The following is a 15,418-nucleotide window of genomic DNA, read 5'->3' as shown; positions in this document are numbered from 1 at the left end:
GGCCAGCCCTTCTTTGCCTGGAGTTACATGACATGGCATTCACAACTGCATTGACAAAACACGTTCCCTTTTCCTCGCCGTTCCTGCGCGATGCCGGCTATATCAACGGTAGCTGGACGGCCGGCGGCGCGACCAAGACCTTTGACGTCCTCAATCCTGCCACCGGCGAGGTTCTCGCCTCGCTGCCCGACATGGGGGCTGGCGAGACGCGGGAAGCAATCGACGCCGCCTACGCTGCTCAGCCGGCCTGGGCCGCGCGGCCCGCAAAGGAGCGCGCCGGGATTCTGCGCAAATGGCATGACCTGATGGTCGCTCATGCCGATGAACTGGCCGCCATCCTGACCGCTGAAATGGGCAAGCCTTTCCCCGAGGCCCGCGGCGAGATCCTTTACGCTGCAGCCTATGTCGAATGGTATGCGGAAGAGGCCAAACGCATCTATGGCGAGACAATCCCTGCGCCGTCGAGCGACAAGCGCATGATCGTCATCAAGCAGCCGGTTGGCGTCGTCGGCACGATCACGCCTTGGAATTTTCCGGCCGCGATGATCACTCGCAAGATCGCCCCGGCGCTGGCTGTCGGCTGCGCGGTCGTCTCAAAGCCTGCCGAGCAGACGCCGCTGTCGGCGCTGGCACTTGCCGTTCTCGCCGAGCAGGCCGGTATTCCGGCCGGCGTCTTCAACGTCATCGTCGGAGAAGACGGCCCGGCAATCGGCAAGGAGCTTTGCGGCAACGACAAGGTGCGCAAGATCAGCTTCACCGGATCGACGGAGGTCGGCCGCATTCTGATGCGCCAGTGCGCCGATCAGATCAAGAAGATCAGCCTCGAGCTTGGCGGCAACGCGCCCTTCATCGTCTTTGACGATGCGGATCTGGACGCAGCGGTCGAGGGCGCTCTGGCGTCCAAGTATCGCAATGCCGGCCAGACCTGCGTCTGCGCAAACCGCCTTTATGTCCAGTCAGGAGTCTATGATGCCTTCGCCGCCAAACTTGCGGCCAAAGTCGAGACGATGGCCGTCGGTGACGGTTTCAAGGCTGGCGTGACGATCGGCCCGTTGATCGACGAGCAGGGCCTATCCAAAGTGGAGAGCCACGTTGCAGATGCTGTTTCGAGGGGAGCGAGGATTCTGACGGGCGGCAAGCGCGTCGAGGGTGCCGGCACCTTCTTCACACCGACCGTGCTCACCGGCGTCACCCGCGAGATGAAGGTCGCGCGCGAAGAAACGTTCGGTCCCGTCGCGCCGCTCTTCCGCTTCGATACGGTCGAGGATGTGATCGCCCAGGCCAACGACACCGAGTTCGGCCTCGCCGCCTACTTCTTCGCCGGCGACCTGAAAAAGGTCTGGCGTGTCGCAGAGGCGCTGGAATACGGCATGGTCGGAATCAATACCGGCCTGATGTCGACGGAAACGGCACCCTTCGGCGGCATCAAGCAGTCTGGCCTCGGCCGCGAAGGCTCGCGCCACGGTGCCGATGACTATCTGGAGATGAAGTATCTCTGCATGGGCAATGTCTGAGCGACACGTCGCTCACGACAGTTGAGGCATTGCAAACGGGATCGCCGGCCGCGGCGGTCCCGTCTTTTTCGGTTAGCTTTGCTGTGCTTGCCCTCCCAGCTGCCAATCCGGCAGCGGGAAGATGCGATCATAGGCCCAGTTGAAAACGAACGCGTATACCACGTAGAAAAGCGCGAAGGACACATCCATCGTCAGCGCCTGGATGACGCTGATGTCGAGGTACCAGGCGATCATCGGCAGTAGCGCGAGCAGCAACCCGACCTCAAACATGACCGCATGCAGGACGCGGACCGCAACACTCTTTTGCGTGCCGCCGGTGAGGTATTGCATCAGATGGTCGAAGCCGAGATTGTAGAGATAGTTCCAGGCTGTCGCGAGCGTCGCGCCGGCGACGCCGATCACGCCGATATCGGCCATAGGCATGCCGAAGGCCAGCGCGCCGAGCGGCGTGACAAGGGAAAGTCCAATGATTTCGAAGCTGATGGCGTGACGGACACGGTCTGCGGTTTTACGCATGGTCTACCCTTAGTGGGAATGTTCGGGTCGTCCCGAGTTGATGCCCATAGAGGGGGAGGTCGTCCTCACTCCCTTTTAATAGGTATTCTGGCAGCCGAAGACAAGGGCGGCACCCTGCTCAGTAGTGCGGCGGCCGTGTATTCGCCGGCGCTTCCAGCGATTGCTCCTCAAGCGACAGAAACCGTTCCGTCAGCCTGTCCAGCTTGGCCCGCGTCTGCTCCACGGCCTTCCATTGTTCGGCCAGCTGGTCGGACAGCTCCTCAATCGTCTTTGCCTGATGGGCAACGATTTCCTCGAGCTTTGTAATGCGGTTCGTCTCTTCGGACATGGAACCTCCTCGCCGCAACCGGCCAATGTCATGCCATCTGAAAAGCGGAAATAGTCCGCGCGGTCAATCGTTTCGAGGGCGGTGACGTGCGATTTGCAAAAGTGAACCGTTTGGTTACTAAAAGCCCTTGCCGCGCCCCACGTTGTGGGGTAGGGCGGTAGCCCTTCAGGGAGGAATTCTCATGGATCTTGGTAACGGCTTTCTTCATCCAGACCGGCTCTTTCCGGCCGATCCGGCAACCCGCACGGTCGCGCGGGACCTCTACGAGACGGTTCGGGCCCTGCCGATCGTAAGCCCACACGGGCATACGGAACCCTCGTGGTTTGCCGACGACAAGCCGTTCGAGGATGCGTCCTCGCTGCTTGTCATTCCGGACCATTATCTCTTCCGGATGCTGCACAGCGTTGGCGTCAAACTCGACGATCTCGGCGTGCCTCGCCTCGACGGCAAGCCGGTCGCCAAGGGCCGTGACATCTGGCGCGCTTTCGCCGCGCAATACCATCTCTTCCGCGGTACGCCCTCCAGCCTCTGGGTCGATCATGCGATGTCGGCCGTCCTCGGCTGTGAAGAGCCGCTGACGCCTGAAAATGCGGATGCGCTTTACGACCATATCAATGCGCAGCTGGCGCTGCCGGAGTTCCGCCCGCGCGCCCTGCACAAGCGCTTCGGTATCGAGACGATCGCCACGACCGAGGGCGCGCTCGACCCGCTGGTGCATCACCAGAAGATGGCGGAAGACGGCTGGATCGGCCGCGTCCGCACCACCTACCGGCCGGACAGCGTCACCGACCCGGATGCCGTCGGCTTCCGCGAAAACCTGGTTCGGCTTGGCGAACTGACCGATTGCGACGTGACAAAGTGGGATGGGCTGATCGATGCCCACCGCAAGCGCCGCGCCTATTTCCGCCAGTACGGCGCGACTGCCACCGACCATGGCGTGCCGACGGCCTTCACGGCCGACCTGCCGCTGGCTGACAAGCAGCGCTTGCTCGACAAGGCGCACAAGGGGACGCTGAGCGCCGAGGAAACGGAGCTTTACCGCGGCCAGATGCTGACCGAAATGGCCGGGCTTTCAGCCGAAGACGGCATGACGATGCAGATCCATGCCGGCTCGCGCCGCAACACCGATCGCGAACTGTTCCAGACCCGCGGCCCGAACATGGGCGCGGATATCCCGACGCCGACCGATTGGGTCGGCGGGCTTTCAGCAATGCTCGCCAAGTATGGCAATGCGCCGGGCCTGCGAGTGCTCCTCTTCACTCTCGACGAGACGACCTATGCCCGCGAGCTGGCACCGATGGCCGGCCATTGGTCCTGCCTGATGATCGGTCCGCCCTGGTGGTTCCACGACAGCCCGAACGGCATTCGCCGCTATCTCGACCAGGTGGTGGAGACGGCCGGTTTCGCCAACCTGGCGGGCTTCAACGACGATACGCGCGCGCTTCTGTCGATCCCGGCGCGCCACGATGTCTGGCGCCGCGAGGTCTGCCGCTTCCTGGCGCAGTTCGTGACCGAACACCGCATGTCCCGCAAGGAAGCCGAGATCGTCGCCGGCGAGCTCTCCTACGGAAATGCGAAGAAGGCATACAAGCTGTGACCGAACGTCTGACGAGCCTTTCCGACCTCGCGCCGACTGCCAAGCTTCCCGGCTATAATCGCAACGGGTTGAAGCCGGGTATCCTGCATCTCGGTCCCGGCGCATTCTTTCGCGCCCATTTCGCGCCGTTCACGGATGCCGCGATTGCGGCCGCCGGTGGCGATTGGGGCATCGAGGTTGCGAGCCTGCGGACAGCCGACGTCGCCGATCACCTGAATGAGCAGAACGGCCTCTATACGATGCTCGTGCGCGATACATCGGGCACGACGGCGAATGTCATCGGTCCGATCCTGCGCGCGCATGTGGCGACCCGCAATCCCGGCGATCTCCTTGCCCGGTTTGAGGATCCCGCGATCAAGATCGTCAGTCTGACGGTCACGGAGAAGGCTTATGGCTTCGATTCCGCGACCGGCGGCTTGGACTTGAAGCATCCCGACATTGCCGCCGACCTTGCCAACCGCCATGCGCCCCGTGGCGTCATCGGCTACATCGTCGAGGGGCTTGCACGCCGCCGCGCCAAGGGTATCGCGCCGTTCACACCGCTCAGCTGCGATAACCTGCCGAGCAACGGCGCCGTCCTGAAGCGGCTCGTGCTCGAGTTCGCCGCTTGCATCGATCCGGAGCTTCGCGAGTGGATCGAAAAGAACGTGCCCTTCCCATCGACCATGGTCGATCGCATCACGCCGGCAAGTACCGATGCCACCTATCGCGATGCCGAAAGACTCACCGGCAGGCAGGATCTGGTGGCGATCGAGACCGAACCCTTCACGCAATGGGTGATCGAGGATCACTTCGCCAACGGCCGTCCGGAGTGGGAAAAGGCCGGCGCGCTGATGGTCGAGGAAGTCTCCGCTTACGAAAAGATGAAGCTGCGGATGCTGAACGGCGCGCACTCGCTGCTCGCCTATCTCGGTTACATAGGCGGCTATGAATTTATCCGCGACGTCATGGATGACGTCGGCCTTGCGGCGCTTGCGCGCCGCCACATGAACGCGGCCGCCGCCACGCTCGATCCCGTGCCCGGTATCGATCTTGAAGTCTATGCCGACGAGTTGATAGCGCGCTTTGCGAACAAGGCGATTGCCCACCGCACCTATCAGATCGCCATGGACGGCACGCAGAAGCTGCCGCAGCGCCTCCTCGAGCCGGCCGCCGAAGCCTTGGCGAACGGCAGCAAGGCGGAAACCTATGCGATCGCAGTGGCTGCCTGGATGCGCTATGCCCTTGGCGTTAACCGGGATGGCGAACGCTACGAATTGCGCGATCCCCGCGCGGGGGAAATTGCTGCGCTCTTGGCCGACGTGCCGTGCAATGGCGGCGCGGTGTCGAAAGCCCTGTTCGGGCTGGCGGGCCTTTTCCCGGCGGCGCTGACTGGCAATATCGGCTGGACCGAGGATGTGGCGAACAAGCTTGAGATCCTGATCCAGGACAACAAGCTGCCGCTGTTCTGAGAAGGGTGCTGTGACGGATGTGGCTGTCGCAGTGTGGATCTTACAGGACCATCGAGGCCCTTGCATCTGCGGCGAGGGCTGGGTTTTGGCGCGCGTTGCCCTTTCCTAACCCGTCATCCCTGCGCTTGTCACAGGAATCCAGCGCGCCCAATCCTTTGGGCGCAGGAGACTCTTTCCACGGGTTATGGTCATTCACCGCGCCGACGCGCGGTGAATGGATTCCTGTGACAAGCGCAGGAATGACGGTCTATTAGGCTCAGTGCCTACGCCTATGCCTATGCCTTCACGCGCGCCATAGCAGGATCGTAGAGCGGCTGCAGCGAGACGCTGCATGGCACGCGCTCGCGTGCCACGTCGAGTTCGTAGCTGCCGGACAGCACGAAGTCTTCGCTCACACCGTCCGGGTTGCGCACATAGCCGTAGCCGATCGGCTTCCCGATCGTGTAGCCGAAGCCGCCGCTGGAAAGCCAACCCACACGTTTGCCGTCGCGATAGATGGTCTCGCGGCCAAGCAGCACGACATCGGGATCCTCGGGCACGAAGCAGGCGAGCATCTTCTTGACGCCCGACGCGAGCTGCCGTTCGATCGCCTCGCGGCCACGAAACGGCGTGTTCTTCCTCGTCTTCACGGCCCAGCCAAGCCCGGCTTCAACAGGTGTATGATCCGGACCGATATCCGAGCCCCAGGCGCGATAGCCCTTCTCAAGACGGCAGCTCTCGATGGCGCGATAGCCGGCATTGACAAGCTGTAGCGGACCGCCCGCCGCCATCAGCGCATCATAAACGGTCGTCGCATATTCAATCGGCATATGAAGTTCGTAGCCGAGTTCGCCGACATAGGTGATGCGCAGCGCCCGGACCGGGCAGCCGGCAATGCCGATCGTCTTGACGCGGCCGAACGGGAACGCCGCGTTGGAAACATCGCTGCTGGTCACCTTCTCCAACACTGCGCGCGCATTCGGCCCCATCAGAGACAGCACGGAGTAGGCTGAGGTGACATCGACAAGTTCCGCATGCATTCCGCTCGGAATACTGCGCGCTATCCAATCGAAATCGTGGGTCGCAAAGCCAGTGCCGGTGACGATGTAGTATTCGTCGTTGGCGATGCGCGCACAGGTCAGGTCGCATTCGATCCCGCCCTTGTCGTTCAGCATCTGCGTGTAAATCAGCGATCCGATCGGTTTGGCAACATCGTTGGAGGCGATCCACGACAGCGCCGCCTCGGCATCGCGCCCCTTCAGCACGAACTTGGCGAAGGAGGTCTGGTCGAAGATGACGGCGGCCTCGCGCACAGCCTCGTGCTCGCGGCCGACGGCATCATACCAGTTCTGGCGGCCATAGGTGTAGACATCCTTCGGTTCCTCGTTGGCGAAGAGATCGGCAAACCAGTTTGGCCTTTCCCAGCCAAGCTTTTCGCCGAAGCAGGCGCCCTGTGCCTTGAGCCGGTCGTAGAGCGGCGATTTGCGGCACGGCCGGCCGCTCGAATATTCCTCGAAGGGGAAGGCCAGCGTGTAATGCTTGCCATAGGCCTCGAGCGTGCGGGTTCGCACCCAGTCGGTATCGAAATGCGGCCTGCCGAAGCGGCGGAGATCGACCGGCCAGAGATCGTAGGGCGGCTCGCCCCTGGCGACCCATTCGGCCAGCGCCATGCCGGCACCACCGCCGGATGCGATGCCAAAGGCATTGAAGCCGGCACCGACGAAGAAATTCTTCAGCTCCGGGGCCTCGCCGAGAATGAAGTTGCCATCAGGCGTAAAGCTCTCCGGTCCGTTCAGCAGCTGCTTGACACCGACAGACTCGAGCGCCGGAACGCGGCCAAGCGCCTGCTCCATGATCTGCTCGAAATGGTCGAAATTGCTGTCGAGCAGGGTGTAGTGGAAGCCCTCGGGAATGCCCTTCACCGCCCAGGGGATAGGGTTCGGCTCATATCCGCCCATGACGATGCCGCCGACTTCTTCCTTGTAATAGGTCAGCCGGTCCGGATCGCGCAGCGTCGGCAGGTTCGACGGAACGCCGAAGGATTCGGTGATGATGTATTGGTGCTCGACGGAGACGAGCGGCACGTTGACGCCGAAGCGCGCAGCAAAGGATCGCGTCCACTGGCCAGCGCATACAACGACGCGCTCGCACTCGATCCGCCCGTGCTCGGTGATCACGGCGCGGATCCGGCCGTTGTCTATCTCGAGATCGAGAACCTCGGTATCCTCGAATGTCGAGACGCCCGACATGCGTGCGCCCTTGGCAAGCGCCTGCGTGATATCGGACGGATTGGCCTGGCCATCGGTCGGCAGGTAGGCGGCGCCGACGAGGTCGTCTATCGTCATCAGCGGCCAGAGGTCGAAAGCCTCTTGCGGTGTCAGCAGCTGCATATCGAGCCCAAAGGATTGCGCCGTTGTCGCCTGCCGTTTGACTTCGGTCCAGCGTTCCTCGTTGCAGGCAAGCCTGAGACCGCCATTCATTTTCCAGCCGGTGCCCAACCCCGTCTCGGCTTCCAGTTTCTTGTAGAGATCGACGGAATAGCCGAGCAGCTGGGTGATGTTGGCGCTGGTGCGCAGCTGGCCGACGAGGCCGGCGGCATGAAAGGTCGTACCCGAGGTCAGCTTCTTGCGCTCGAGGAGAACCGTGTCCGTCCAACCGAGCTTGCCGAGATGGTAGGCCGTCGAGCAGCCGATGATGCCGCCGCCGATGACGACCGCCTTGGCGGTCTTTGGCAATTCCTTCGTCATATTATCGATCCTGTTCAAAAAGGTCGTAGACGCGCTCGAAGCGCGCAAGATTCTCGGCCGTATAGCCGGCATAGTCGAAATCGATGGTGGAATGGATCTCGGAGACCATGCTCCACAGCGTCTCACGCAACAGCGAAGCGCATTTCATCGCCGTGTAGCGGTACCAGAGATCGCTCGTCACTGCCTGACCGAAGTAGATCTCCAGCATTTGGTGTTCGTCCTCCTCGCCAAGCAGGTTGTTGGAGGCGAGCCCCCCGAGATCGAAGAGCGGTGTATTGAAGCCGGCATAGTCCCAATCGATCAGCCAGAGGCGCTTGCCGTCATCGAGGAAGTTTGCCGCAAGTAGATCGTTGTGGCCGAAGGCTATGTCAAAGGGACCGGCCGCCTTCTCGAGCCGCTCCGCTTTTTCAAGCACGGCTGGCAGGCGCGCAACATAGGTGCTGCCGGTGGCAGCGAGATGCGCCGCATAGTCTCGAATGACGTGAAACACCCAGAAGATTGCGGCGGGGCCGCGGAAGTGTCGGGCGATCTCCCGATGACAAGCGAGCACGAGCGGCACCACGCGCTTGAGCATTGCGGGATTCTTTATGTCGTCAGGTGTCAGCGCCCTGGCTTCGATGAAATCAAGGACCAGTACGCCGGGCTGATGATGGATTACGGCCGGCGAAAGCCCGGCTGCGTGTGCGGCGTGGCTGGCGGCAAGCTCGTTTTGCCGGCTGATGTGATGAACGGGAATGTCTTCTCCGAGCCGAACGACACGGCGAACCGCGCGATCCCGCACCAGATAATTCCGGTTGGTGATGCCGCCGGTGATAGGCTCAATCTCGATCGGACCCTGCCAGATGCCGAGTGCATAAATCCGATCTTCAGGCGTCACGCTAGTCTCCCCTCGCGGCCTATCCTATTGAAATCATGGCCAGAGCGGGATCGGCTGTCAAGCGTGCTAGATGGTAGCACCCGAGGCGTCGAAGACGTGACACCGCGCCGGGTCGAACGAGGCCTTCACGTTCGTCCCCCGTTCGACCTTCTGCTGCCCGTCGAGCGCGATCGTCAGTTGCTGCCCATCCGGCGTCGTTGCATAGAGCATCGTCGCGCCGCCGAGGTTCTCGACAAGATCCACGTTGACGGTCGCGAGCGTGATACCGCTGTTTTCAAGCACGGAGAGATGCTCCGGGCGGATGCCGAAAGTGACGGTTTGTCCGGCGTCGGCCTTGAGCCTGCGCGGCAGGCGAACGGAATTGCCGCAGACGTTGATGGTCGTCTCGGCTTCGCCGACCTGCTCGACGCGCGCCTGCAGGAAGTTCATCTTCGGGCTGCCGATAAAGCCTGCCACGAAACGGTTGGCCGGATTGTTGTAGAGATCGAGCGGTGCACCGACCTGCTCGATGCGGCCAGCGTTCAGCACGACGATCTTGTCGGCCATGGTCATGGCTTCCACCTGATCGTGGGTGACGTAGATCATCGTGTTGCCGAGGCTGCGGTGCAGCCGGGAAATCTCCACACGCATCTGCACGCGCAGTTCCGCGTCGAGGTTGGAGAGCGGTTCGTCGAATAGGAAGATGCGCGGCTCGCGGACGATCGCGCGGCCGATCGCCACGCGCTGGCGTTGGCCGCCGGAGAGTGCCTTCGGCTTGCGCTCCAACAGCTTTTCGATCTGCAGGATTTCGGCGGCGCGCTTCACCTTCGGCTGGATTTCGGCTTTCTTGTAGCCAGCAGTCTCCAATCCAAAGGCAAGGTTCTTGTAAACCGACATATGGGGATAGAGGGCATACGACTGGAAGACCATCGCGATGCCGCGCTTGGCCGGCGCCACTTCATTCATCCGCTCGTTGTCGAGCAGAAGTGCGCCGCCGCTAATCTCCTCGAGCCCCGCGATCATGCGCAGCAGGGTGGACTTGCCACAGCCTGACGGGCCGACGAAGACCGCGAACTCGCCGGGATCGATCTTCAGGTCGATACCGTGAATGACGTCCAGGGAGCCGTACCGCTTCTCGACCTTCTGGAGAACGACGCTTGTTGCCATGATCTCAGGATCCTCCCTGGTCCATTATTTCGTGCGAGCACGCCAGTCGGCGTACTTCGGGCTGTCCGATCCGATTGGCAGGATGACTTCGCTGCCGGTATCGGACGATTGGTAGATGGCGGTCACGAGTTCCAGCGCGCGGCGCGCGTCCCCTGTTGTCACCGGCAGCGGTCCAATGCCGCTGAGAAAGGCGTGGAAATGCTCCATCTGCGTGGTAAAGCGCGGCGCGACCGGTCGCCAATGACCGATGATGGCATTGATGCGCGCCTGCACATCGTCATTCGCGGCGATGATCTTCCATGGATCTTTGCCTGGCGAGTAAGGTTCATGATTGCTTTCGAAGGTGACGTTTTCAAAGTGCAGCCGCAAACGGCTGATCTCCTCCTGGGAGCCCAGCGTGCAGGAGAGAGACACGAAGGCGCCGCTCTGCATCAATAGGCTTGCCGACGCACAGTCCTCGACCTCGATGTCGTTGACGCGAGTTGCAACGCGACCGAACACCTTCGATACCGGCCCCATCAGATGCAACAGCATATCGTGCAGGTGCAGCGCATGGGTTACCAACACGCCCCCAAGCTCTGTCGCCCATTTGCCGCGCCAGGGCACGGAGTAATATTCGGGCATTCGGCGCCAGAAAGTCTCCACCGAGCCCAGATAAGGCCTGCCCGCGATACCCGCCTCGATGATCCGCTTCGCCTTCTCGATGCCGTCGCCGTAGCGATACTGGAAGATCGGCATCAGCGTGCCCTTGGCCGTCTTCTCCGCCTCTATGATCGTGTCGACGCCGGAAAGCGATCCGGTTAGCGGCTTCTCGCAGATGACGTGCTTGCCGGCGGCGAGAGCTGCCACCACCTGCTCAAGGTGAATGCCGGGCGGAGTGCAGATATCGACGATGTCGACACTCGCGTCATCAAGCACATCGGCAAACGAGGTCGTGCGCTTGGCGATGTCGAATTCGTCGCCGATTTCCCGCAGGCGTTCCTCGTTCAGGTCGCAGATCGCCACGACCTTGAACTTGTCGGGATGCGGCAGGTAGCCTTCGACGATGTGTGAACGGCCGATGCCGCAGCCGACGATCGCAACTCGCTTGATACTCATTGACCTATGTCCGTAATTGCATCAGCGCTTCATGCCGGTCGTGGCGATGCCCTCGATCAGCAGGCGCTGGAAGAACAGGAAGAAGAAGAACACCGGCACCAGCGTCAGCGTGGACATGGCGAACAGGCCGCCCCAATCCGATGCGCTGGTCGAGTCGACGAATGTGCGCAGACCGAGCTGGATCGTGTAGGTGTTCATATCGTTGAGGTAGATCAATGGCCCGAAGAAGTCGTCCCAGGTCCAGATGAAGGAGAAGATCGCGGCGGTCGCAAGCACCGGCAGCGACAGCGGCAGCATGATCTTCCAATAGATGCGCCAGGCGCTGCAGCCGTCCATCATGGCGGCCTCATCGAGCTCGCGCGGGATACCGCGGAAGAACTGAACCATCAGGAAGATGAAGAAGGCATCGCTTGCCAGGAACTTCGGCACGACAAGCGGCAGGATGGTGTTCACCCACCCGAGGTTGAGGAACAGCACATACTGCGGAATGAGCGTCACGTGATACGGGATCATCAGCGTGCCGAGCATGATCGCAAACCAGAAGTTCCGGCCGGCAAAGCGCAGGCGTGCAAAGGCATAGGCTGCCAGCGAGCAGGCAACGACATTGCCGATGACTGTCAAAATCGAGATGACGAGCGAGTTCCAGAAGAAGCGGCCGAAAGTGATGTCGAGCCCGATCCAGCCGCGCAGGTAGGACGAGAAGTCGATCGACGACGGAATAAGCGACGTAGACGAGAAGATCTCGTTTTCTGGGCGGACCGAAGCGGACACCATCCACAGCAGCGGATAGAGCATCAGCAGCGAACCAAGGATCAGCAGCGTGTGGATCGCGATTGACGTCGGAAAGCTGCGCTTGGTGATATCAGACGGCGGCGCCGTGACAGCAGTGGTGATCCCGTTAGTCATCGTAGTGCACCCAATAACGCGAGGTCAGGAAGGAGAAGGCAGTGAAGATCGCGATGATCAGCACGAGGATCCAGGCAAGCGCCGAGGCGTAGCCCATGCGGAAATTTCCGAAAGCCTCCTGATAGAGATAGAGCGTGTAGAACAGCGTCGAATTGATCGGCCCGCCCGTCCCACCCGAGATGATGAAGGCCGGCGTGAAGGCCTTGAAGGCGTCGATCGTCTGGACGACGGCATTGAAGAAGATGACAGGCGTCAGGAGCGGCAGGGTGATCTTGTAGAACTGCCGGAACTTGGATGCTCCGTCGAGGCTGGCCGCCTCATACATGTCGGTCGGAATCTGCCGCAGACCAGCCAGGAAGATGATCATCGGAGAGCCGAACTGCCAGACGCTGAGTGCCACGAGCGTGTAGAGCGAGTAGCTCGGATGCGAGATCCAGCTCGGTCCCTGGATGCCCAAGTGGGCAAGTGCGGCATTGACCAGTCCGTCGCCGGCAAACAGCTGCCGCCAGAGGACGGCGATCGCCACGCTGCCGCCCAACAACGACGGCAGATAGAAGATCGCGCGGTAGAGCGGCAGGCCGCGAACGCCCTTGTTAAGGGCCATTGCGACCAAGAGCGCGAAGGTCAGCTTGAAGGGCACCGACAGCACCACATAAGTCAGCGTGACCCGCATCGCTGCGGCAAATTTCGGGTCGGCGGTTGCGATGCGCACGTAGTTTGCCGCGCCCACCCACTCGGCCGACCGGATCATGTCGAAATCCGTGAACGAGAGGTAGAGCGAGATGACGGCCGGTCCGAGCGTCAGCCCGAAGAAGCCGATCAGCCACGGCAAAAGGAAGAGATAGCCTGGGGCATTGGCGGTCCAGAGGCGTTGGAAACGCCCCTGGGCTGCCGCCCCATATTCACTCTTGATACCGTCCGGGGCGGTCGTGCGCATCACATCACTCATCCGCGTCAGCCTTTGGCGAGAATGCGGCTGAGTTCGTCGACCAACTGCTTGCCACCGTCGCTCGGCGAAAGCTGGCCGAAGGCAATCTGCTCGGCGATCGTGCGAAGCACGACCTGGCCTTCACCGGCACCGGAGGGCGGCGGCGGCGGCAACTTGCCGGCAAGGTCACCAAGGCCGCTGACATAGTCGAGCGCGATCTTGCCTGTTGCATCAAGCTTGGCAGCCACGACGTCGCGCATCGCCTTCGATTCCGGAATACCGCGTTCGACGTCGAGCGCGAGAGCGGCATCGGGGTTGGTGACGAAGAAGTTGACGTAGTCGACAGCTTGGTCGATCACCTTCGACTGCGAGGATACGGAGAAGAACATCGACGGCTTGCGGTAGTGGCCGCCCTTCGAATCCGACTTAATGCGCGGATAGTTGTTCAGCGCCAGCTTGTCCTTGCTGACGGCCTGGAAGCCGACGAACTGGTTACTGTGCGCGTAGTCGGCAGCAGCCTTGCCGAGCGTGACCGGGCTAGTGTCGATCGTATCCTTGTAGAGCGCCTGGACATCAGGTGGCACGCAGGCGTTCGCTTCGCGGAACTTGCTCCACATGTCGAACCATTCAGAAGCGTCCTCTGCGCCGAAGGCGACCTTGGAATCGGCCGTGTAGAGTGCCTTGCCGCGCTGTCTGAGATAGTTTTCCAAGAGCGGTTCGTTGCCACTGCCGTCGGCAAAGCCGAAGAAGCCCTTGCGCTTGCCGGCCTTGGTAATCTCGGCACCGATCTTGCCAAACTCTTCCCAGGTGGTTGCCTGCGTCGGCAGATCGACGCCAGCTTCCTGGAACGCGGTGGTGTTCAGAACGGTCGCTGCGGCGTTGGCGCCGAGGCTGACGCCGTAGAAGTGCCCGTCAACGCTGCCGCCCTCGATCTGCGCCGGGTCGAAATCGCCAAGATTGAGCTTCGACGGCATGTAGGACTCGAGCGGGGCGAGCGCGCCGCGCCGCGCATATTCAACGATATAGCGGTAGTCCATCTGGATGACGTCGGGCGCATTGCGGCCGGCGACCTGCGTCGCCAGGCGTGGCCAATAGTCGCCCCATCCGAGGAATTCACCGGTGATCGACGTTCCCGCATTCTTTGTCTGATAGAGTTGCGAGACCTTGTTGGTGCGGTCGGCGCGGGGCTGCGAACCCCACCATAGAAGCCGCAAGCGGGTGTCGGCGGCAAAAGCCTTGGATCCCAGTGCGGACAGTGAAAGAAGCGTTGCTCCCCCCGCCATGAAGTTACGTCTGCTTACGCGTAGTGTCATCTGTTCTCCTCCTCCCTTGGGGAGCGCCTCCACACGCTCCTTGCTGGTTTCTCTTGCAACAAATAACTAATTGGTTACAAGCTATGGAGAAGCGTTGGGGCTGTCAAGCGCTGATGTGATAGCCCTCCTCTCGCTTCTCGTTTTTACAATCTGTTCTCAACGTATTATGAGCGCAATGGGGAAATTAGAAAGGTGAGCCGATGGAAGGCGCCAGCGGAAATGGGGAAAAGAAGAGAGTAAGGCGGCAATCGCCCGAGCGTGTACTGCAACGCGATCCGGAACGGACTCGTGCAGCAATCCTCGAGGCCGCGACCAAGGAATTCGCCGAGAACGGCATGGGCGGGGCTCGTGTCGATGCCATCGCCGAGCGTGCCGGGACAAACAAGCGGATGCTCTACCATTACTTCGGCGACAAGGAGCAGCTGTATCTCAGGGTGCTCGAGGAGGCCTATGTTGGTATCCGCACCGCCGAGCGCGAGCTGCATATCGGCGACCGGACGCCGCAGGAAGGCATTGGCGAACTGGCGCTGTTTACCTGGCGGTATTTTCTGAAGCATCCCGAATTCCTCAGCTTGCTCGGGACCGAGAACCTTCACCGCGCGCGCTGGCTGCGCCAATCCGTCCGGCTCAAGGAGCTGCATTCGCATCTGATTGGAGAACTCTCCGACGTGCTGGAGCGCGGCAAGAAGGCCGGTGTCTTCATCGCAAACGCCGATCCGCTCAATGTCTATCTGACGATTGCCTCGCTCGGATATTTCTACCTGTCCAATCAGTACACGCTTTCGACGATTTTCGGCCGCGACCTGGTCGAGCCCGGCAATCTCGATGCCTGGGAACGCCACATCGTCCACGTGACCCTCGCATCGATTTCTGCCTGATCCGCGAAATTCGAGATCGGCTATTGACAGGAAACCATCTCTGCCGTCAGGTAACCGTTTAGTTACAGCCTTGCCATGAGCCGCGAGTAGGGGGCGCGGTTTTTGTCGGCCAGGCGTCAGGACGCTGTTCGTTTCATACG

Annotated in this window: 13 protein-coding genes; 4 read left to right on the top strand and 9 right to left on the bottom strand. The window is 61.4% G+C overall.

The window, feature by feature from the left end; all coding sequences use genetic code 11:
- Positions 1–32: 32 nt before the first annotated feature.
- The gene (locus IB244_RS09685; protein WP_192240689.1) at positions 33–1,514 is read left to right on the top strand and encodes an NAD-dependent succinate-semialdehyde dehydrogenase; all 1,482 of its coding nucleotides are present in this window, start codon (positions 33–35) and stop codon (positions 1,512–1,514) included.
- Positions 1,515–1,586: 72 nt separating this feature from the next.
- On the opposite strand, the gene IB244_RS09680 is transcribed toward IB244_RS09685, so the two are convergent.
- Both IB244_RS09680 and IB244_RS09675 read right to left on the bottom strand, forming a co-directional pair.
- Positions 1,587–2,030, bottom strand: a complete 444-nt coding sequence (locus IB244_RS09680; protein ID WP_169679517.1) for a PACE efflux transporter — start codon at positions 2,028–2,030, stop codon at positions 1,587–1,589.
- 118 nt (positions 2,031–2,148) lie between these two features.
- Positions 2,149–2,358, bottom strand: a complete 210-nt coding sequence (locus IB244_RS09675; RefSeq protein WP_112658148.1) for a SlyX family protein — start codon at positions 2,356–2,358, stop codon at positions 2,149–2,151.
- A 181-nt stretch (positions 2,359–2,539) separates the two neighbouring features.
- On the opposite strand from IB244_RS09675, the gene uxaC reads away from it, so the two are divergent.
- Together uxaC and IB244_RS09665 are read left to right on the top strand one after the other, a co-directional pair.
- Positions 2,540–3,955 (top strand): glucuronate isomerase, encoded by a 1,416-nt coding sequence (gene uxaC / locus IB244_RS09670; RefSeq protein WP_169679515.1) that lies wholly within the window; start codon positions 2,540–2,542, stop codon positions 3,953–3,955.
- Entirely contained in the window at positions 3,952–5,406 is a 1,455-nt protein-coding gene (locus IB244_RS09665) for a mannitol dehydrogenase family protein (RefSeq protein ID WP_192304067.1), read from the top strand. The genes uxaC and IB244_RS09665 overlap by 4 nt, the downstream gene beginning before the upstream one ends.
- A gap of 275 nt (positions 5,407–5,681) precedes the next feature.
- On the opposite strand, the gene IB244_RS09660 is transcribed toward IB244_RS09665, so the two are convergent.
- The 7 genes from IB244_RS09660 to IB244_RS09630 all read right to left on the bottom strand — a co-directional run bounded on the left by IB244_RS09660 (position 5,682) and on the right by IB244_RS09630 (position 14,400).
- Positions 5,682–8,132, bottom strand: coding sequence for an FAD-dependent oxidoreductase (locus IB244_RS09660; protein WP_192304065.1), 2,451 nt, complete (start codon positions 8,130–8,132; stop codon positions 5,682–5,684).
- Position 8,133: 1 nt separating this feature from the next.
- Entirely contained in the window at positions 8,134–9,009 is an 876-nt protein-coding gene (locus tag IB244_RS09655; protein ID WP_192240686.1) for a phosphotransferase, read from the bottom strand.
- 66 nt (positions 9,010–9,075) lie between these two features.
- Positions 9,076–10,155, bottom strand: a complete 1,080-nt coding sequence (locus IB244_RS09650) for an ABC transporter ATP-binding protein (protein WP_018855356.1) — start codon at positions 10,153–10,155, stop codon at positions 9,076–9,078.
- Between the two features lie 24 nt (positions 10,156–10,179).
- The gene (locus tag IB244_RS09645; protein WP_192304063.1) at positions 10,180–11,253 is read right to left on the bottom strand and encodes a Gfo/Idh/MocA family protein; all 1,074 of its coding nucleotides are present in this window, start codon (positions 11,251–11,253) and stop codon (positions 10,180–10,182) included.
- Between the two features lie 21 nt (positions 11,254–11,274).
- The gene (locus tag IB244_RS09640; protein WP_018855354.1) at positions 11,275–12,159 is read right to left on the bottom strand and encodes a carbohydrate ABC transporter permease; all 885 of its coding nucleotides are present in this window, start codon (positions 12,157–12,159) and stop codon (positions 11,275–11,277) included.
- Positions 12,152–13,108 (bottom strand): carbohydrate ABC transporter permease, encoded by a 957-nt coding sequence (locus IB244_RS09635; RefSeq protein ID WP_192304061.1) that lies wholly within the window; start codon positions 13,106–13,108, stop codon positions 12,152–12,154. Before IB244_RS09635 ends, IB244_RS09640 begins: the two co-directional genes overlap by 8 nt.
- 5 nt (positions 13,109–13,113) lie before the next feature.
- On the bottom strand, positions 13,114–14,400 hold the full coding sequence (locus IB244_RS09630; RefSeq protein ID WP_025659755.1) for an ABC transporter substrate-binding protein: 1,287 nt from the start codon (positions 14,398–14,400) through the stop codon (positions 13,114–13,116).
- Positions 14,401–14,600: 200 nt separating this feature from the next.
- On the opposite strand from IB244_RS09630, the gene IB244_RS09625 reads away from it, so the two are divergent.
- Positions 14,601–15,278 (top strand): TetR/AcrR family transcriptional regulator, encoded by a 678-nt coding sequence (locus IB244_RS09625; RefSeq protein ID WP_169679505.1) that lies wholly within the window; start codon positions 14,601–14,603, stop codon positions 15,276–15,278.
- The last annotated feature ends 140 nt before the right edge of the window (positions 15,279–15,418 follow it).

It is taken from the genome of Rhizobium sp. RHZ02, assembly GCF_014851575.1.
GTDB lineage: Bacteria > Pseudomonadota > Alphaproteobacteria > Rhizobiales > Rhizobiaceae > Rhizobium > Rhizobium altiplani.
This window is presented reverse-complemented; position numbering and strand designations above follow the sequence as displayed.

What these genes read in the sequence shown, in the direction of transcription:
- IB244_RS09685 (WP_192240689.1), top strand. Translation starts at nt 33, where the DNA reads ATGGCATTCACAACTGCATTGACAAAACACGTTCCCTTTTCCTCGCCG.
- IB244_RS09680 (WP_169679517.1), bottom strand. Translation starts at nt 2,030, where the DNA reads ATGCGTAAAACCGCAGACCGTGTCCGTCACGCCATCAGCTTCGAAATC.
- IB244_RS09675 (WP_112658148.1), bottom strand. Translation starts at nt 2,358, where the DNA reads ATGTCCGAAGAGACGAACCGCATTACAAAGCTCGAGGAAATCGTTGCC.
- uxaC (WP_169679515.1), top strand. Translation starts at nt 2,540, where the DNA reads ATGGATCTTGGTAACGGCTTTCTTCATCCAGACCGGCTCTTTCCGGCC.
- IB244_RS09660 (WP_192304065.1), bottom strand. Translation starts at nt 8,132, where the DNA reads ATGACGAAGGAATTGCCAAAGACCGCCAAGGCGGTCGTCATCGGCGGC.
- IB244_RS09650 (WP_018855356.1), bottom strand. Translation starts at nt 10,155, where the DNA reads ATGGCAACAAGCGTCGTTCTCCAGAAGGTCGAGAAGCGGTACGGCTCC.
- IB244_RS09645 (WP_192304063.1), bottom strand. Translation starts at nt 11,253, where the DNA reads ATGAGTATCAAGCGAGTTGCGATCGTCGGCTGCGGCATCGGCCGTTCA.
- IB244_RS09640 (WP_018855354.1), bottom strand. Translation starts at nt 12,159, where the DNA reads ATGACTAACGGGATCACCACTGCTGTCACGGCGCCGCCGTCTGATATC.
- IB244_RS09635 (WP_192304061.1), bottom strand. Translation starts at nt 13,108, where the DNA reads ATGAGTGATGTGATGCGCACGACCGCCCCGGACGGTATCAAGAGTGAA.
- IB244_RS09630 (WP_025659755.1), bottom strand. Translation starts at nt 14,400, where the DNA reads ATGACACTACGCGTAAGCAGACGTAACTTCATGGCGGGGGGAGCAACG.
- IB244_RS09625 (WP_169679505.1), top strand. Translation starts at nt 14,601, where the DNA reads ATGGAAGGCGCCAGCGGAAATGGGGAAAAGAAGAGAGTAAGGCGGCAA.